The sequence below is a fragment of the Saliniramus sp. genome (assembly GCF_035311605.1).
Classification (GTDB): Bacteria; Pseudomonadota; Alphaproteobacteria; order Rhizobiales; family Beijerinckiaceae; genus Saliniramus.
The window spans coordinates 1-17,549 of sequence record NZ_DATGCW010000378.1; the positions used below are offsets into that span (position 1 = coordinate 1).

15 protein-coding genes and 1 pseudogene are annotated in these 17,549 nt (G+C 64.5%); 7 read left to right on the forward strand and 9 right to left on the reverse strand.

Going from position 1 to position 17,549, the window contains the following annotated elements:
* Positions 1–1,289: Asp-tRNA(Asn)/Glu-tRNA(Gln) amidotransferase subunit GatB (gene gatB / locus VKP01_RS16875; RefSeq protein ID WP_324414343.1), on the reverse strand; the 1,289-nt coding region annotated here is incomplete at its 3' end.
* 163 nt (positions 1,290–1,452) lie between these two features.
* On the opposite strand from gatB, the gene VKP01_RS16880 reads away from it, so the two are divergent.
* The 3 genes and pseudogenes from VKP01_RS16880 to VKP01_RS17375 all read left to right on the forward strand — a co-directional run bounded on the left by VKP01_RS16880 (position 1,453) and on the right by VKP01_RS17375 (position 3,322).
* A complete protein-coding gene (locus tag VKP01_RS16880) occupies positions 1,453–1,725 on the forward strand; it encodes a hypothetical protein (protein ID WP_324414345.1) in 273 nt (90 codons plus the stop codon).
* 272 nt (positions 1,726–1,997) lie between these two features.
* Entirely contained in the window at positions 1,998–2,975 is a 978-nt protein-coding gene (locus tag VKP01_RS16885; RefSeq protein ID WP_324414347.1) for a calcium/sodium antiporter, read from the forward strand.
* 67 nt (positions 2,976–3,042) lie between these two features.
* Positions 3,043–3,322, forward strand: a pseudogene (locus tag VKP01_RS17375) (zf-TFIIB domain-containing protein).
* A gap of 129 nt (positions 3,323–3,451) precedes the next feature.
* Here the strand turns inward: VKP01_RS17375 and VKP01_RS16895 are convergent.
* From VKP01_RS16895 to VKP01_RS16915, 5 genes are all read right to left on the reverse strand, one after another.
* Positions 3,452–3,754, reverse strand: a complete 303-nt coding sequence (locus VKP01_RS16895; protein ID WP_324414349.1) for a hypothetical protein — start codon at positions 3,752–3,754, stop codon at positions 3,452–3,454.
* A gap of 72 nt (positions 3,755–3,826) precedes the next feature.
* On the reverse strand, positions 3,827–4,249 hold the full coding sequence (gene ndk / locus VKP01_RS16900; protein WP_324414351.1) for a nucleoside-diphosphate kinase: 423 nt from the start codon (positions 4,247–4,249) through the stop codon (positions 3,827–3,829).
* 86 nt (positions 4,250–4,335) lie between these two features.
* A complete protein-coding gene (locus VKP01_RS16905; RefSeq protein ID WP_324414353.1) occupies positions 4,336–5,589 on the reverse strand; it encodes a TIGR03862 family flavoprotein in 1,254 nt (417 codons plus the stop codon).
* Positions 5,586–6,413: an FkbM family methyltransferase gene (locus tag VKP01_RS16910; RefSeq protein WP_324414355.1), complete on the reverse strand. Its 828-nt coding sequence runs from the start codon at positions 6,411–6,413 to the stop codon at positions 5,586–5,588. The genes VKP01_RS16905 and VKP01_RS16910 overlap by 4 nt, the downstream gene beginning before the upstream one ends.
* A gap of 67 nt (positions 6,414–6,480) precedes the next feature.
* On the reverse strand, positions 6,481–6,765 hold the full coding sequence (locus tag VKP01_RS16915) for a hypothetical protein (protein ID WP_324414370.1): 285 nt from the start codon (positions 6,763–6,765) through the stop codon (positions 6,481–6,483).
* On the opposite strand from VKP01_RS16915, the gene VKP01_RS16920 reads away from it, so the two are divergent.
* The gene (locus VKP01_RS16920; RefSeq protein ID WP_324414368.1) at positions 6,715–7,971 is read left to right on the forward strand and encodes a DUF3422 domain-containing protein; all 1,257 of its coding nucleotides are present in this window, start codon (positions 6,715–6,717) and stop codon (positions 7,969–7,971) included. The genes VKP01_RS16915 and VKP01_RS16920 overlap by 51 nt on opposite strands.
* Before the next feature lie 11 nt (positions 7,972–7,982).
* Here the strand turns inward: VKP01_RS16920 and VKP01_RS16925 are convergent, their stop codons facing one another.
* The gene (locus tag VKP01_RS16925) at positions 7,983–8,279 is read right to left on the reverse strand and encodes a succinate dehydrogenase assembly factor 2 (RefSeq protein ID WP_324414357.1); all 297 of its coding nucleotides are present in this window, start codon (positions 8,277–8,279) and stop codon (positions 7,983–7,985) included.
* A 172-nt stretch (positions 8,280–8,451) separates the two neighbouring features.
* On the opposite strand from VKP01_RS16925, the gene recG reads away from it, so the two are divergent.
* Positions 8,452–10,572: an ATP-dependent DNA helicase RecG gene (gene recG, locus VKP01_RS16930; protein ID WP_324414359.1), complete on the forward strand. Its 2,121-nt coding sequence runs from the start codon at positions 8,452–8,454 to the stop codon at positions 10,570–10,572.
* 27 nt (positions 10,573–10,599) lie between these two features.
* Here recG and tsaA read toward each other — a convergent pair whose 3' ends face one another.
* Positions 10,600–11,100, reverse strand: coding sequence for a tRNA (N6-threonylcarbamoyladenosine(37)-N6)-methyltransferase TrmO (tsaA, locus tag VKP01_RS16935; protein WP_324414360.1), 501 nt, complete (start codon positions 11,098–11,100; stop codon positions 10,600–10,602).
* A gap of 145 nt (positions 11,101–11,245) precedes the next feature.
* Between tsaA and ade the strand changes: the two genes are divergently transcribed.
* On the forward strand, positions 11,246–12,958 hold the full coding sequence (gene ade / locus VKP01_RS16940) for an adenine deaminase (RefSeq protein ID WP_324414362.1): 1,713 nt from the start codon (positions 11,246–11,248) through the stop codon (positions 12,956–12,958).
* Positions 12,959–12,966: 8 nt separating this feature from the next.
* On the opposite strand, the gene VKP01_RS16945 is transcribed toward ade, so the two are convergent.
* The gene (locus VKP01_RS16945; protein WP_324414364.1) at positions 12,967–13,689 is read right to left on the reverse strand and encodes a DUF3047 domain-containing protein; all 723 of its coding nucleotides are present in this window, start codon (positions 13,687–13,689) and stop codon (positions 12,967–12,969) included.
* An 874-nt stretch (positions 13,690–14,563) separates the two neighbouring features.
* Between VKP01_RS16945 and VKP01_RS16950 the strand changes: the two genes are divergently transcribed.
* The coding region (locus VKP01_RS16950) for a vitamin B12-dependent ribonucleotide reductase (RefSeq protein ID WP_324414366.1) at positions 14,564–17,549 on the forward strand (2,986 nt) is incomplete at its 3' end.

Here is a 17,549-nt window from a genome sequence, read left to right on the forward strand (position 1 = left end):
TCGGTGACCTGCTTCATGCCGCGCTCCGCGACGATGGCGCGCGGGTCACCACCCTCGCTCCAGACGATCTCGAAGACGTCCTTGGCGATCTTGCCGGAGATCACCCCCTCGCCGATCAGATCGACGATGCCGCCGAGCTGGTCGGCGGAGACGGGTGAATCCTCGATCCCCAGCCCTTCCTTGTTGAGGCGCCCGAACAGCTCGTTGATCACCCAGTTCGCTGCCGCCTTGCCGTCGCGCCCGTTGGCGATGCGCTCGAAGAAATCAGCCGATTCGCGCTCGGCGATGAGCACGCCCGCATCATAGATCGACAGACCGTACGCGGCGATGAAGCGCTCCTTCTTCTCGTCGGGCAGCTCCGGCAGATGGGTCGCGAGCTCGTCGACGAAATCCTGCGTGAATTCCAGCGGCAGCAGGTCAGGATCGGGGAAGTAGCGGTAATCATGCGCCTCTTCCTTTGAGCGCATCGAGCGCGTCTCGCCCTTGCCAGGGTCGAACAGCCGCGTCTCCTGGTCGATGGTGCCGCCATCCTCGATGATGCCGATCTGCCGGCGCGCCTCGTGCTCGATGGCCTGGCCGATGAAGCGGATGGAATTGACGTTCTTGATCTCGCAGCGCGTGCCGAGCGGATCCCCGGGGCGACGCACGGAGACGTTCACGTCGGCGCGCAGATTGCCCTTCTCCATATCGCCGTCGCAGGTGCCGAGATAGCGCAGGATCGTCCGCAGCTTGGTGACATAGGCCCTGGCCTCCTCCGAGGAGCGCAGATCGGGTTTGGAGACAATCTCCATCAGCGCGACGCCGGAGCGGTTGAGGTCGACGAAGCTCTGGGAGGGGTGGAGATCGTGGATCGACTTGCCCGCATCCTGCTCCAGATGCAGGCGCTCGATCCCGACATGGATCTGCGTGCCGTCGGCCATATCGACCACGACTTCGCCCTCACCGACGATGGGGTACTTGTACTGGCTGATCTGATAGCCCTGCGGCAGATCCGGGTAGAAATAGTTCTTGCGGTCGAAGACGGAGCGAAGATTGATCTGGGCCTTGAGGCCGAGCCCCGTGCGCACCGCCTGGCGCACGCATTCCCGGTTGATCACCGGCAACATGCCCGGCATCGCCGCATCGACCAGCGAGACATGCGCATTCGGCTCCGCACCAAACGCGGTGGCGGCGCCGGAGAACAGTTTGGCCTTGCTCGTCACCTGGGCATGGATCTCCATGCCGATGACGACTTCCCAATCACCCGTGGCGCCCTTGATGAGCTTCTTGTGATCGACCGGCGCGTTCATGAGACATCCATCCTTCGAAACAACCTGCTTCCGGTTAGCCTCCCGCGCCGCCTACTGCAAGACTCGACATGCATTCGCCCTGCGGAAATCCGATGCAACTTCACGCGCACCGGCGCGTTACCTGTCCAGAATACCGAACTGACAGAGCCTGAGGAGGCCCGTCATGACGCAGCGCGATCCCGGGCAGCCGCCCATGGAGCATGATCCGAACGCCCCCCATCGCAACCCGAACCTGATGCAGCCGGGTCATGATCCCGATCAGATCGACCAGCGCCCGAAACCCACGCGCCGCACATCCTCACTCTGGATCTGGGTGCTGATCGGCGCGGTTGTTCTGATCGCCCTGATCAGCCTGCTGACATTCGGCACCACGGAAGTCGGCCAGGCGCCGACAGCAACGCTACCGCAGGGCGAGTCGGCAAGTGACGCCCAGTAGGAAGATGCGGGTCGACCGGCCCCACGAGTCGGCATTTTCAAGGGACGCAAACTGACAACTGCGGAAACGCGCGCTCGCACAATCCCGATCCCTGGCGCAAGGCTGTGCGACCAAAGAAGGTGTCGCTGGCGCATTGGGGCAGGTGCGTGGTATCCTATTTTTTACCAGCGGACGGGCGTGATCAGCGAGCCTATTCCCCATGTTCGGCTCGGCAATCCACCATTCCATCCCCCAAGGCGCGTTAATTCGGCGAATTCCGGAGCCCTGTTCGAATGACGACCGTAATGGTGCTGGCAGGGCTCGTATTGCTCTTCGTCGGCGGTGAACTTCTGGTGCGCGGTGCGGTCCGCCTGGCGGCGGGTCTGGGAATATCGTCGCTGGTAATCGGATTGACCGTCGTCGGATTCGGGACCTCGACGCCCGAGATGGTCACATCCGTTCAGGCGACGCTCGCCGGCACGCCCGGCATTGCCATCGGCAACATTGTCGGTTCGAACATCGCGAATATCCTGCTGATCCTGGGGGTCTCAGCGCTGATCTTTCCGATTGTCGTGAATTCCACCGCGTTGAAGCGCGACGGCGCAACCCTGCTTGCAGTCGCGCTGGTCTTTTCGGCAGCGTCTGCCAGCATGACGCTCGGTCGCGGCGTGGGTATCGTCTTCGTGCTAACCCTCGTGATTTATATTGCGATGGTCATCCGCCAGGAACGGCGGGCTTTCGTGACCGATCATGGTGCCGTGTATGACAAGGCAAAAGCGCTCGAGGGGGCCGACCCGACGCTCGTGCAGGCAGCTCCCGAGGAAACCTCCGCATTCAGGTCGATCCTGTTCTGCGTCTTCGGGCTTGCACTTCTTATATTCGGAGGAACGCTACTGGTTAACGGCGCTGTCGCGCTTGCCCAGCAATTCGGCATCTCCGACACGATCATCGGATTGACCATCGTTGCCGTCGGCACCTCATTGCCGGAACTGATCACCTCGGTTATCGCGGCTCTCCGCAAACAGGCCGATGTCGCATTCGGGAATATCGTCGGGTCGAACATCTACAACATTCTTGCCATTGGCGGAGTCACTGCGCTGATCTCACCATTGGATGTTCCGGAGCAGATCCTCGATTTCGACATTTACGCCATGATTCTGGCCAGTCTCGTCATGGTTGCATTTGCCTGGACCAGTCTGAGGATCGGGCGCAGGGAGGGTGCGCTTTTACTGGCCGGCTATGGCGCCTACATCTTCTTCCTGTTGCCGTGAGAGTTTCCGGGCGAGACCTGATCGCGGCCACCTGTCAGCGACGGAACGCGTGAAACGGAAAAACCGCATGAAATGTCCGATAGATGGCGCCGAACTGGCGATGAGCGAACGGCAGGGAATCGAGATCGGTTATTGCCCAACCTGCAGGGGTGTATGGCTCGACCGCGGCGAACTAGACAAGATCACTGAGCGATCCGTTGCCGCAGAGCCCCCCCGCAGCGCGGGGAGCGCGCGCTCCCTATCCACCAGAAGCACGCGACGATCGGCAAACGCAATATCGCGGCCAGCGGAGCCACCAGAAGCCGCACAGGAAGAAGTCTTTCCTCGGCGAGCTCTTCGACTTCTGACCAAGGCCCTGAAGAGCCATCGGTGCCGGGCGCCATTGCCGTCCGGCTCACAATCGTCGTGACCGGATAGCAAACGAAAAGCCCATGGCGGAGCAATGCTGGACCCGGGAAAACCCGGGTCGCTGAGACCTAATCTCCGGCGCGCTCGCGAAGCCGGTGCGCAAAATAGGCGAGGCTCGCCCAAAGGATGGCGCCGCCGGTGCGAACCTGCAGCAGCATCGGCTGCTCGCCGCCCACCGGCGCAATCCAGGGCAGGCCGAGTGCGTTGATGCCCCAGGAGACGGGCACCGAGATCAGCAGGGCGGCGATCGCCGCGATGAAGACCTTGGCGAACTGGTCCGCCTTCCAGCCGAGAAACGCGGCAATGGCGATCAGCACCGGATCGAAGGCGCCAAGCACCCAGACATGCAGGGCAACCGTGGGCGTCTCCATGGCGTCACTCCGATACGGGGCAAGAGCGAAGGCATCCGGGCGACGCGGCGTCACCCGGAAAGCACAATGAAATCAGCCGACGATTTCCATGCCGGAGAAGAACTGCGCGATCTCGATAGCGGCATTCTCGGCGGAATCGGAGCCATGCACGGAATTCTCGCCCACGGAGAGCGCGAACTTCTTGCGGATCGTGCCCTCGGCGGCTTCAGCCGGGTTGGTGGCACCCATGACTTCGCGATGTTTGGCGACGGCGTTCTCGCCTTCCAGCACCTGCACCACGACTGGCGCCGAGGTCATGAATTCGACCAGTTCGCCATAGAACGGGCGTTCCTTGTGCACGGCGTAGAATTCCTGCGCCTGAGCGGTGGTCATGAAGATACGCTTCTGCGCGACGATGCGCAGGCCCGCTTCCTCGAAGACAGCGTTGATGGCGCCGGTCAGGTTGCGCTTGGTCGCGTCGGGCTTGATGATCGAGAAGGTGCGCTCGATGGCCATGAGAGATCCGTTCTTTTTGGAATGGTGTAGATGGTGCGGCGCTTATAGCCGGGCAAGCCCCGGCTCTCAAGCATCTTCGGCGATCTTCATGCGCTTTCGCGCGACCTCAGCCAGGCCGCGATCCCCTCCCCCGCCGCAATGCCGGTGGCGAAGCAGGCCTGGAGCAGATACCCGCCTGTCGGCGCTTCCCAATCCAGCATCTCGCCGGCGATGAAGGTTCCCGGACGCGCCTTCAGCATGAACGCATCATCAATCGCCGAAAATGCCACCCCACCGGCCGAGGAAATCGCCCGATCGATCGGGCGCAAACCCGTCACGGTGAGTGGCACAGCCTTGATCGCCGCAGCGAGCGCTTCCGGCGCGCGCGGCAGATCGACGCCATGCGCCTCACGCAAAAGGCCGATCGCGGCGGGATCAAGGGCGAGCGCCTTGCGCAGACGGTTGGTGAGCGTATCGCTGCGCTTCGATGCTTCGGCGCGGGCGAGCTTAGCCGCGATCTCGTCCACGCTCAGATCGGGCCGCAGATCGGCGACGAGTTGCGCAGCGCCCGCCCCGACCAGTTGCTCGCGCAAGGGCTGCGACAGCGCATAGACGGCGCCACCTTCGAGCCCGGTTTCGGTGACCACCGCCTCGCCGCGCTGGATCATGTCGCCGCAAGCCAGCGCGATGCGCTTGAGGGGCGCGCCGGCGAAGCGTGCGCGGAAGGTCTCGCTCCAGCTGATCTCACAGCCGACATTCGACGGTGCGAGCGGGGTGATCGCGACACCGGTCTCGCCCAGGGGCACGGTCCAGGCGCCATCGGAGCCAAGACGCGCCCAGGAGGCACCGCCCAGCGCCAGCAAGGTCGCAGCAGGACGCAGGTATATCACGCCATCGGGCGTTTCGAAGACGAGCCCGTCGGGCCCGTCGAAGCCGGTGAAGCGGTGGCGTGTCTTCAGGGTTACTCCCATCCCCGCCAGCCGCGCGAGCCATGCGCGCGCCAGCGGCGAGGCCTTGAAGCTCTTGGGGAAAACCCGCCCGCTCGACCCAACGAAGGTCGGCTCACCGAGCGCAGTGCTCCAGTCGCGCAGGTGCTGCGGCGTGAAGGTTGCGATCGCCTGCGTGAGTTGCGGCTGCGGCGCGCCATAGCGCTTGAGAAACACGTCCTGCGCTTCGCTATGCGTCAGATTGAGCCCGCCGCGCCCGGCCAGCAGGAATTTGCGCGCGGGCGAGGGCATGCGCTCAAAGATCACCACCGCATGGCCACGCTCGGCGAGAACCTGCGCTGCCATCAACCCGGCCGGGCCGGCGCCAATGATGGCCACGACCCCGCCGTCAGCCGCTTCCGTTGCGGCGCTCATGCGTCGCGCTCGTAAACCAGATTGAGCCGCGTGCGGGCGATCTCGCGGTAACCCGTTTCCTCGAGCAGACGCGGCAAATCGGTCTGCCAGCGCTCGGTTCCGTCCTCGATAATGATCAAACGCGGGTGCAACGTCCGTGGAGCATTACGCAAAAAAGGCTCGAGGATGATGTCTTCGGCGCCCTCGACATCCAGCTTGAGCGCATCAATATGCTTATAACCTTCAGCTCCGACGAGGTCCTGCAAGGTCGTGGCGGTAACCTTGATGGCGCTGGCCTGGCCGGATCCGACGACCTTCACCGACGATTCCCCGCTGTTGCGCGGATCGATGAACAGGGTCACCTCACCCGGCTTGTCGGCGACGGCGCAATCGACAGCCTTGATCGTGGCGCCGGAATTCTGGCGGATATTGAAGACGAGGCGGTCGAAGATATCAGGCTGCGGCTCGATGGCCAGAATGCGCGCCCCCGCGCCGGCATGCATGGCCACGAACAGCGAATAGGCGCCGATATTGGCACCGATATCCACGAAGACGAAACCGTCGCGAATGCGCGATTCGAGGATCTCCCGCTCCAGCGGATCGAAGAATTGCGGCGTGAAGAGGACCCGTTTCTCGCTGACATTGTTGTAGGGAAACAACCGCATCTTCGCGCCGAACGTCTCGATGTCGACTGGCGCACCGGCAAGTCTCTTCAAGGCAATCCGGCGCAACAGGAAGGTCATGCGCTTCGACAGCCAGGTATCAGACGCAGCACGCGTCCATCTGATGATGCGCGCCACGGACCCGGAAGGTGAAAATGCGCCGAAGGGTTTGGTCTCAGACATGGATGGGATGACTCGCTCTGGCCGGGCTACATCGGCAACCTCGACAAAGGCTACACCATTTGCATTCTCAGCCGGCATTCGCAAGCGTGCGGGAACCGATGACGCACACCCGGGCATATCCGGATATCGACGCACATGGCCTTACGTCGCATGATTGGCGAAAGTCGCGTTTTCGGCCATGGTGCGGTTCGCGCAAAATGGCAAGGTTGACAAGATGAGTGGCGCGCAGACGCATCACGCTGGTGACGACCCCCCGCTGCAATTCCGGCAACATCCGCTGCGCGGTCGTTTGCTGGCGGAAATGCATGCGCGCCCATTCGCGCCGCTCGCAGCGCCGCATCGCGTCATTCATCTTGCCTTCATGACTGACGAGGAAGCGGCTAGCCGGGCGCGGGCACGGCTTGCGCAATGGTGCGACGCGCGCGGTCTTCCTTTGCCTGCGGAGAGCGCACGTCATCATCGCGCGCAATGCTCCGGCGTCGCCCTGCGCTTCGAAAGTCACGGCGAGTTCACCACCTATACCTGGGAATTTCCGGGCAATGGCGGCGGGGGCAGCGGACCTGATGCCCATGAACCCGCCCCGGATCGTCTTGCGCGCGTCATGGACGGATTGCAGGATCTGCAAGACGATGACAACGGCTCCGGCCTCCTTATGGTCGCCGTGGACCTCAGCCTGCATGGCGGGTCGGCGGATCTGAAGAGTGTTTTCGGTGATGCCAATCTTGCCATCGCCGATGTGGAAGGCGGTGCGGGCCGGGTCGTCACGGATTTCCGGGCGGACGCGCATGGCTTCGTGCGGATCCTCGTCGAGGATCGCGGGCTCAGCCCCGCCCAGGGCGGCGCATTGGTGCAGCGGCTTCTGGAAATCGAGACCTATCGCACGATGGCGCTGCTCGGCCTGCCCGAAGCGCAGGCGCTTGCGCCGACGATCCGGCGGATCGAGACGACCCTGCCCGGTCTTCTCGAAGAGATGCGCCACAGCAACGGTTTTACCGATAATCGCCGGCTGCTGGACACCCTGACCGGGCTCGCCGCTGAACTGGAGAGTGACGCGGCCGCGTCACTGTATCGCTTCGGCGCCACGCGCGCCTATGGCGATCTCGTGCGCCTGCGGCTGGAGGCGATCGCTGAAAAATCCGTCACGGGTTATGATTCGTGGTCATCCTTCCTCGACAGGCGCCTTCAGCCGGCAATACGCACCTGCCTGTCGACCGAGGAGCGCCAGGCCAACCTCTCCCGCAAGCTCTCCCGCGCCGCGCAGCTTTTGCGCGCGCGTGTCGATGTTGAGCTGGAGAGCCAGAACAGCAATCTGCTCCAGACCATGAATGCCCGAGCGCGCACGCAATTGCGGCTTCAGCAGACGGTGGAAGGCCTTTCCGTCGCGGCGATCACCTATTACATCAGCGGCCTTCTGCATCGCGGCCTCACGGGTGCGCGAGAGGCCGGCTTTGCCGTCGATCCCACCATCGTCACGGCGGCGGCGATTCCGGTCATCCTGATCGCCCTCGCGCTGCTGGTACGCCGGATCCGACGCGCGCATGATGACGGCTCGGGCTGAGATGATCCGCGTCAGACGTTGATCGGGCCGCTATGCTGATGGAAACCCTTCAGATCGCGGAAGACCGGGGTGTCGTAATTTACCGGAACCGGGTCCTCGCCGGTGAGCCAGCGGAACAGATCACGATCCGGCACCTCGATCAGCGCTTCGTAGATGTCGAGCTCGGCATCGGTCATCTCACCGATGCGCGCATCCGCGAACTGGCCCATAAGCAGATCCATCTCGCGGATACCACGATGCCAGGAGCGGAACAGCACCCGACGGCGGCGGACGTCGAGATCGGCGCTGGAGCGGGTGGTGCCGGTCATGGGGCAGTCTCCTTGGATCGCGCGGTTGGCGCCACGCATGCGTTTGGACGGGAAAACCTGCGCGCGTCTTTTCGGCGAAATCGCGCGAAGGGCTCGCCGGGTTCAGTCTGACGGGGTATATAGCTTGCCTGCGTGCGAAAACCAGCCATTCCGAGCAAGCGCCGATCCACAGATGTCCCTGCGCCCCGCCATACTCGATCCCTATTTCGCCCCGGCGACGAGCGTCCCGGGCGTCGGGCCAAAGATCGCGCCGCTGATCGACCGGCTCGTCGGTGCCCAGGGCCAGCCGGCGCGGATCGTGGATCTGCTTTTTCACATTCCCACCGGCGGGATCGACCGGCGGCTGCGCGGCTCGATCGCCGAGGCACCGGTTGGCGAGCAGGTGACGCTCGCCGTCACGGTGGTCGATCACCAGCCGGGCCCGCTCAACCGCTCGAAAGCCCCGTATCGCGTCGTCGTCGAGGATGCGACCGGCGATATTGCGCTGATCTTCTTCAACCTGCCCCGCCAGCGCATCCAGGGCCTGTTGCCGGTGGGCGCACAAAAGATCATCTCGGGCAAGATCGAATTATGGGACGGGCGGCGCCAGATGGTGCATCCCGATCGCATCCTCGATGCCCGTGAGGCCGACAAGCTGCCCACCGTCGAACCCGTCTACGGCCAGACCGAGGGGCTCACCTCGCGGCTGATCGCGCGCTTTACCAATGCCGCGCTGGAGCGCGTTCCCGAGCTCCCCGAATGGCAGGATCCGGCCTGGATGCAGCGCAACGGCTTCCCCGCCTTTCGCGATGCGCTCGCAACGCTCCACCGCCCGCCCGATGCGGATGCGGCGAAGGCCGAGGCGCTGGAGCGCAATCCCGCCCGGCGGCGGCTTGCCTATGACGAGCTCCTCGCCTCCCAGCTCACCCTCGCCATCGTGCGCTCGCGCATGCGCCGCAAGCCGGGCCGCGCCAATGCCGGGGACGGGCGCCTCGTCGAGGCCTTCACCAAGGCCCTGCCCTTCCCGCTGACGGGTGCGCAGGCTCGCGCCGTTACCGAAATCCGCGGGGACATGGTCTCGGACAAGCGCATGCTGCGGCTGCTCCAGGGTGATGTCGGGGCGGGCAAGACCGTGGTCGGCCTGCTCGCCATGGCAAGCGCCGTGGAGGCCGGACGGCAGGCGGCGATGATGGCGCCGACGGAGATCCTCGCGCGCCAGCATTTCGAGCGCCTCAAACCCATGGTGGAAGCGCAGGGCCTGCGCATCGCGCTCACCACCGGGCGCGACAAGGCGAGCGCACGCCGCGCCGTGCTCGAAGCGCTCGCCGCAGGCAGCATCGACATCGTCATCGGCACGCATGCGCTGTTTCAGGAGAACGTCATCTTCAAGGATCTCGGCCTCGCCGTGGTCGATGAGCAGCATCGTTTCGGCGTGCATCAGCGCCTGGCGCTCGGCGCCAAGGGCGAGGCGGTGGACGTCCTCGTCATGACCGCGACCCCGATCCCGCGCACGCTGGCGCTGGCCCATTTCGGCGATATGGACATCTCCGTCCTCGACGAGAAACCCGCGGGGCGCAAACCGATCGCCACCAAGCTGATCTCGCTCGAACGCCTGAGCGAAGTCGTCGGCAGTATCGGGCGGGCGCTTGATGGCGGCGCGCGGGTCTACTGGGTCTGCCCGCTGGTCGGCGAATCCGAGGCGCTCGACCTCGCAGCTGCCGAGGAGCGCGCGGAGGATCTGCGGCGCATCTACGGCGATGCGGTCGGCCTTGTGCACGGCAAGCTGCCGGGCCCCGAGAAAGACGCGGCGATGGAGCGTTTCATCGCCGGCGAGACGAAAATCCTCGTCTCGACCACGGTGATCGAGGTCGGTGTCGATGTGCCGCAAGCAACGATCATGGTGATCGAGCATGCCGAGCGCTTCGGCCTCGCCCAGTTGCACCAGCTGCGCGGGCGCATCGGGCGCGGTGCCGACGCTTCCACCTGCCTCCTGCTCTACAAGGGCCCGCTCGGCGAGACAGCCAAGGCGCGGCTCGAGATCATGCGCGAAACGGAAGACGGCTTCCGCATCGCCGAGGAGGATCTGCGCCTGCGCGGCGAGGGCGAGATGCTGGGATCGCGCCAGTCCGGCCTGCCCGGCTTCAGGCTCGCACGGCTCGAGACCGACGGCGATCTGCTCGCCGTCGCCCGCGACGAGGCCCGCCTGATCATGGAGCGCGACCGCGAGCTTGAAGGCACGCGCAGCGACGCCCTGCGCGCCCTGCTCTACCTCTTCGAACGCGATGCCGGCGTGCGACTTCTTCGGGCAGGTTGAGCGCCTGGCCCTCCGCGATGCGCCGCGTTACCGACCCTCGCTCTGGCGCCAGCCGACAACCGCCTCGGGACGGGCGTCGATGCTCGCAAAATAGGGCTTGATATCGACGAGCGGCGTGCCGTTGAGGCAATCAAGGCCGCGCACGCGCAAGGTGTCGCCCTCGACGGCTTCGAGCCGCGCCACCGATAGCGCGATCGGATTGGGCCGCGCCGGGCTGCGCAGCGCGAAGACACCGCGGCCAGTGCTGTAATGGCGCGGACGCTGGAGGACGATGTCGCGGCGCGCCTCGTTCATGAAATAGAGCACGATCACATGCGAGCAGGTCTCCAGATCCTTCAGCCCCGCCGCGTAACGCGAATCAAGCCGGATCGTGCAGATCGCATCCGATTCCGCCGGGTTCTTGGGGCAGTCGGCGCGGGTTTTCCACGGCGTGCCGATCTCCCCAATGAAATAGATCCCGGCATCGAATGCCTCGGGCAGATCGACTGCCACCTCGCCCTCGCGCAGGCCGTAATCCTCAGCACTCACATCCCACCTCATCGCCCTGACCACACATCGTGAAGATAGAACCGCGCGCAGCATTTGACGAGAGTCGGCCCAGGTTGCCACATGCGCGCGTTGACAATCCCGGGCGCTGCTTCACTCTGCGCTGAATGATAGAGCGGGGCGGATCATGATTGCAGACGGATCGTCACAAACACGCAACCGCGCGCGTATCCTGCAAGGTGCCGGTACGGAACCCGCCAACGCCGTGATTCGCAATGTACGCCTGTTCGATCTCGTCACCGGCGATCTGACCGAGACCGATATCGCCATCTGCGGCGATACCATCGTCGCGACCTATGGCCGCTTCGAGGGCGAGACGCTGTTCGATGCGCAAGGGCTGATCGCCGTGCCTGGTTTCATCGATACGCATCTGCATGTCGAATCCTCGCTGGTGACGCCGCTCGAATTCGACCGCTGCGTGCTCCCGCACGGGGTCACGACCGCGATCTGCGATCCGCACGAGATGGCCAATGTGATTGGCACCGACGCGTTTGACTATTTCCTCGCCTGCGCCGATCGCACCATCATGGATCTGCGCGTGCAGCTCTCGAGCTGCGTGCCCGCCACCGATCTCGAGACAGCCGGTGCGGCGATCGACGCCGCAGCGCTCGCGCGCTATCGCGATGCGCCCAAGGTGATCGGGCTCGCCGAATTCATGAATTTTCCCGGTATCATCAATGCCGATCCCGCCTGCCTCGACAAGCTTGCGGTTTTCGACGGGCGCCATGTCGACGGGCACGCGCCGCTCCTGCGGGGAGAGGGGCTTAACGCCTATATTGCCGCCGGCATCCGCACCGAGCATGAAGCGACCACCGCCGAGGAGGCTTTGGAGAAGATTCGCAAGGGCATGACCGTGCTGATCCGCGAGGGCTCGGTCTCCAAGGACCTGCACGCGCTCGCCCCGCTGCTCGACGTGGCGACCAGCCCGTTTCTGGCCTTCTGCACCGATGACCGCAACCCGCTGGACATTGCCGAGGAGGGCCATCTCGACCATCTGATCCGCACCGCGATCACGCTGGGCTGCCCGCCGCTCGCGGTCTACCGCGCCGCCTCGCTTACCGCTGCGCGTGCCTTCGGGCTCGATGACCGCGGCATGATCGCGCCGGGGCGGCGCGCCGATATCGTGCTGATCGGCGATCTCACGCAATGCGATGTGCGGGAAGTCTTCAGCGCCGGGCGGCGTGTCGATGACGCGCTTTTCGCCACCCGCGAAGCGGTCGCGCCGATCGGGCTGTCGAGCATGAAGGCGCGGCCGGTCAGCGCAGACGATTTCATCGCGCGGGCGCAATCCGCAGTGCAGCCGGTGATCGGCGTGATCCCGGGCCAGATCATCACGCAGCATCTCGAGGCCACGCTGCCCTTCACTGACGGCATTCTCGACATCGACACGGATCAGGACATCGTGCGTGTCTGCGTGGTCGAGCGGCATGGGCGCAACGGCAATATCGGGCGCGGTTTCGTCAAGGGTTTCGGCATGAAGCGCGGCGCCATCGCTTCCTCCGTCGGCCATGACAGCCATAATATTACGGTGGTGGGCGCCGATACGCGCGATATGGCGCTCGCGGTCAATCGCCTGGGCGAGATCGGCGGCGGTTTCGTCGTGGCCTGTGACGGAGCGGTGCGCGCCGAACTCGCGCTACCGGTGGCCGGGCTGATGAGCGATTTGCCCTTCGAGCAGGTCCGCGACGCGCTGATCCCGCTGCGCGAGGAGGCGCGCGCCCTCGGCGTGACCCTGGCCGAGCCCTTCCTGCAGGTCGCCTTCCTGCCGCTGCCGGTGATCCCGCATCTCAAGATCTCTGATCGCGGCCTCGTCGATGTCGACCGCTTCGCGCTGATCTGATCCGGCGCTCAACCCGCGAGCGTCAGATCGGCCAGGCGGGCGCGGTTGATCCCGTCGACATCATCGGAATCCGAGGCGATGGCGAGGCCGACGAGGATGCCGGGCGGCTGCCCGAAGGCGCGGGCGAAATCGCCTGCGAGATCGACATTCTCGTTCTGCCATTGTCCGGTCGGCGTGTTCGCCGGGCGCTGGATCAGGTAGACGCCGCGCCCGCGTGTATAGGGGTTGGGCACGATTGTGCCGCGTGGCTCGCCCCCGCCCCAGACATAGACGAGAATCTGGCCGCTTCCGGAAAGCAGCAGCCGGCGCAGGCTGGTGCGCCCGGCGGCGGCGGAGGCGCGCGCGCTTTCCGGGGCAAAGGCGAAATAGAGCGCGATCGCCCGGTCATCACCGCCGCGCCGCGACAGATCGGTGGCCGGCACGCCCTCATCCACCCGCCAGCGCCATGAGGCGCCCCGCGCATCGAAAGCTGGCTCGGGCAGCGTGCGATGGATCAGCGACGAGCTCGCCCGCGCCTCGATGGCGAGTTCACGCTCCCCCGCGCCCACGTAACCGGTCGTGGGGATGCGCCGGAAGGTCATATGCTCCCAGCCCATCCGCGCCAGATCGGGCCCGAAGGGAATCGCGAGCGCCGCGCCCTGAGCATGAGCGAAGCCCGGAATGCCAGCGGAGGCGCAAAATACGCCGGTCGCCGCGATGAATCCGCGACGCGTGGGTAACGACAGGCTCATGCGCCCTCCCATTCATGCAATCGCACGCAGACTAACCCAACCACCAGCAGATGCAGCTCACGATTACGCTAGCCCCGCAAGGGCAGAACGGCCCCTGAAGCGCGCGCCCGAACTTCCCTCTCGGCGGTCTGTACATCCGCGAGGAAGAGAGGAGATTGCGCTGCATGGCTGGCTCGATATTGCCGGATACCGTTCCGGGCAGGGAAGGTACCTCCTTCATGCAGCGCACCGGCCTTCCTTCTTCCGGTTTCCCGATATCGTCACCTTGATCGGGCGGCGGGCGAATGTCTGGGCGAATCTTCCGGCGAATCTCTCGACCGCACGGGAGCCCCTGCACGGCCTGCCGGATGCCCTCGCCGACCCCTGCGCATCCACATCTATTGCGCCTGCGCAGCATGGTGAAGGAAGTGTTATCCCACCCTGTCGAATGCGATTCATGTCGGGATTCAAAGGGGTTACGCCAGGGTTTTCGGCTTATCCACAATCCCGGCGATCTCCACAAGATATAGCGTCGGCAAAAGAACCGAGCACTAGTTCTTGACGTGTGGGGCGGGTCGGGCATAGCTTCCGGACATGCCGTACGGGATGCGGCGGCGGGGCCTCGGGGCCTGGTCGGAGTGGTTTTTCGGAAGGGTTTTCGAGGGCTTGTCGGTCGTGCATCACCAGTGGTGTGTGCATAAGTGACTGCGCGCTCGTGAGACCATTTTCGGGACCGGCATCGCAGGGCATTCGGGGCAGAACAAGGGTGGCGCCAAAGCCGCCCATCAGCGTCAAGACAGAGTAAATTGCGACAAGAGCCGCAACATGCGGCCGGCGAAGCTTTCCCTGATCCGAGGCCGATCAGGGTGTTACGCCAGACAAAGGGACTACACAGATGCGGATCGAGCGGCGCTACACCACCACCGGGCAATCGCCTTATACAGACATTGCCTTCCGGCTCTCCACCAGCGAGATCCGCAACCCGGACGGCTCGACCGTCTTCAAGCTCGAGAATTTCGAGGTCCCCAAGAGCTGGAGCCAGGTCGCCTCGGACGTGCTCGCGCAGAAGTATTTCCGCAAGGCGGGGGTGCCGGCGGCGCTGAAGAAGGTCGAGGAGAACGACGTTCCTTCCTTCCTGTGGCGCTCGGTGCCGGACGAGACGGCGCTCGCCAAACTGCCGGAGGAGGAGCGCTACGGCCCGGAGACCTCTGCAAAGCAGGTCTTCGACCGGTTGGCGGGCTGCTGGACCTACTGGGGCTGGAAGGGCGGCTACTTCTCCAGCGAAGACGACGCCCAGGCCTTCTTCGACGAGCTGCGCTTCATGCTGGCCTCGCAGATGGTCGCGCCGAATTCGCCGCAATGGTTCAATACCGGCCTGCACTGGGCCTATGGCATTGACGGGCCGAGCCAAGGCCATTTCTACGTGGATTTCAAGACGGGTGAGTTGACGCGTTCCACCTCGTCCTATGAGCATCCCCAGCCGCATGCCTGCTTCATCCAGGGCGTGCAGGACGACCTCGTCAACGAGGGCGGGATCATGGATCTGTGGGTGCGCGAGGCGCGCCTGTTCAAATACGGCTCCGGCACCGGCTCGAACTTCTCGATGCTGCGCGGCGAGGGCGAGAAGCTTGCCGGCGGCGGCAAGTCCTCGGGGCTGATGTCCTTCCTCAAGATCGGCGACCGGGCAGCCGGGGCGATCAAGTCGGGCGGTACCACGCGGCGCGCGGCCAAGATGGTCGTGGTTGATGTCGATCACCCGGATATCGAGACCTATATCGACTGGAAGGTGCGCGAGGAGCAAAAGGTCGCCGCCCTCGTCACCGGCTCCAAGCTGTGCAACCGCCATCTCAAGGCGGTGATGAAGGCCTGCGTGAATTGCGAGGCGGCGGGTGATGCCTGCTACGATCCCGAGCGCAACCCGGCCCTCAAGCGCGAGATCAAGCGCGCCCGCAAGGCGCTCGTGCCCGACAACTACATCAAGCGCGTGATCCAGTTCGCCAGGCAGGGCTACAAGGATATCGCATTCGACATCTACGACACGGATTGGGATTCGGAGGCGTATCTCACGGTTTCGGGCCAGAATTCGAACAATTCCGTCTCGCTGAAGGACGATTTCCTGCGCGCCGTCGAGGCGGATGGCGAGTGGAACCTGATCCGCCGAACCGACGGCAAGACAGCGCGTACCCTGAAGGCGCGCGACCTTTGGGAGAAGATCGGCCACGCCGCCTGGGCTTCGGCGGATCCCGGCCTGCATTTCAACACGACGATGAACGACTGGCATACCTGCCCGGAATCGGGCCCGATCCGGGGCTCGAATCCGTGCTCGGAATACATGTTCCTCGACGACACGGCCTGCAATCTCGCCTCGGCAAACCTGCTGCAATTCTATGATCGCGAGACGAAGCAGTTCGATTTCGGCGGCTACGAGCATCTCTGCCGGCTCTGGACCGTGGTGCTCGAAGTCTCCGTCACCATGGCGCAGTTCCCCTCCAAGGAGATTGCGCAGCTCTCCTATGAGTACCGCACGCTGGGTCTGGGATACGCCAATATCGGCGGTCTTTTGATGACGATGGGCCTGTCCTACGATTCGGATGAGGGCCGCGCGCTCGGCGGCGCGCTCACCGCGATCATGACGGGCGTGGCCTATGCCACTTCCGCCGAGATGGCGCGCGAGCTCGGACCGTTCCCTGGCTACGAGGCGAATGCGCAGCACATGCTGCGGGTGATGCGCAACCATCGCCGCGCCGCCCATGGCGAGGCGGACGGCTATGAGGCGCTCAACGTCAACCCCGTCGCCCTCGATCACGCCTCCTGCCCGGAGCCGATCCTGGTCGAGCGCGCCAAGCGCGCCTGGGACGAGGCGCTCGCGCTTGGTGAGAAGCACGGCTATCGCAATGCGCAGGCGACGGTGATCGCGCCCACCGGTACGATCGGCCTGGTGATGGATTGCGATACCACGGGCATTGAGCCGGACTTCGCGCTGGTGAAGTTCAAGAAGCTCGCCGGCGGCGGCTATTTCAAGATCATCAACCGCGCCGTGCCGGACGCCCTGCGGACGCTGGGCTATCGCGAGCACGAGATCGCCGAGATCGAGGTCTATGCGCTCGGCCATGGTTCGATGGCGCAGGCGCCAGGCATCAACCCACAGACCCTGAAGGCCAAGGGCTTCACCGACGAGATCATCGCCACCCTCGAGGGCGGGATGAAGGCGGCCTTCGACATCAAGTTCGTGTTCAACAAATGGTCGATCGGTGAGGATTTCCTCGTCAACACGCTGAAGGTCCCGGCGGAGAAGCTCAGCGATCCCTCATTCGACCTGCTCGCGCATCTGGGCTTCACGAAGGACGAAATCGACGCGGCCAATATCCATATCTGCGGGGCGATGACGCTGGAAGGTGCGCCGCACCTGAAAGAGGAGCATTACCCGGTCTTCGACTGCGCCAATCCCTGCGGGCGCGTCGGCAAGCGCTATCTCTCGGTGGAGAGCCATATCCGCATGATGGCGGCGGCGCAGCCCTTCATCTCGGGGGCGATCTCCAAGACCATCAACATGCCCAACGATGCCACGGTCGAGGATTGCAAGAGCGCCTACATGCTCTCCTGGCGACTCGCGCTCAAGGCGAACGCGCTCTATCGCGACGGCTCAAAGCTCTCGCAGCCGCTCAATGCGGCGCTGATCGAGGATGACGCGGATGAGGACGAGGATGCGGCGGACACGGTCGATCGTCTGCTCGAATCCGCAGCCCCCGCGCGCGCCGCGCAGGTGGCGGAGAAGATCGTCGAGCGGGTCGTGGAGCGTGTCGAGCGCATCCGCGAACGCGAAAAGATGCCCGATCGTCGCAAGGGCTACACGCAGAAGGCCGTGGTCGGCGGTCACAAGG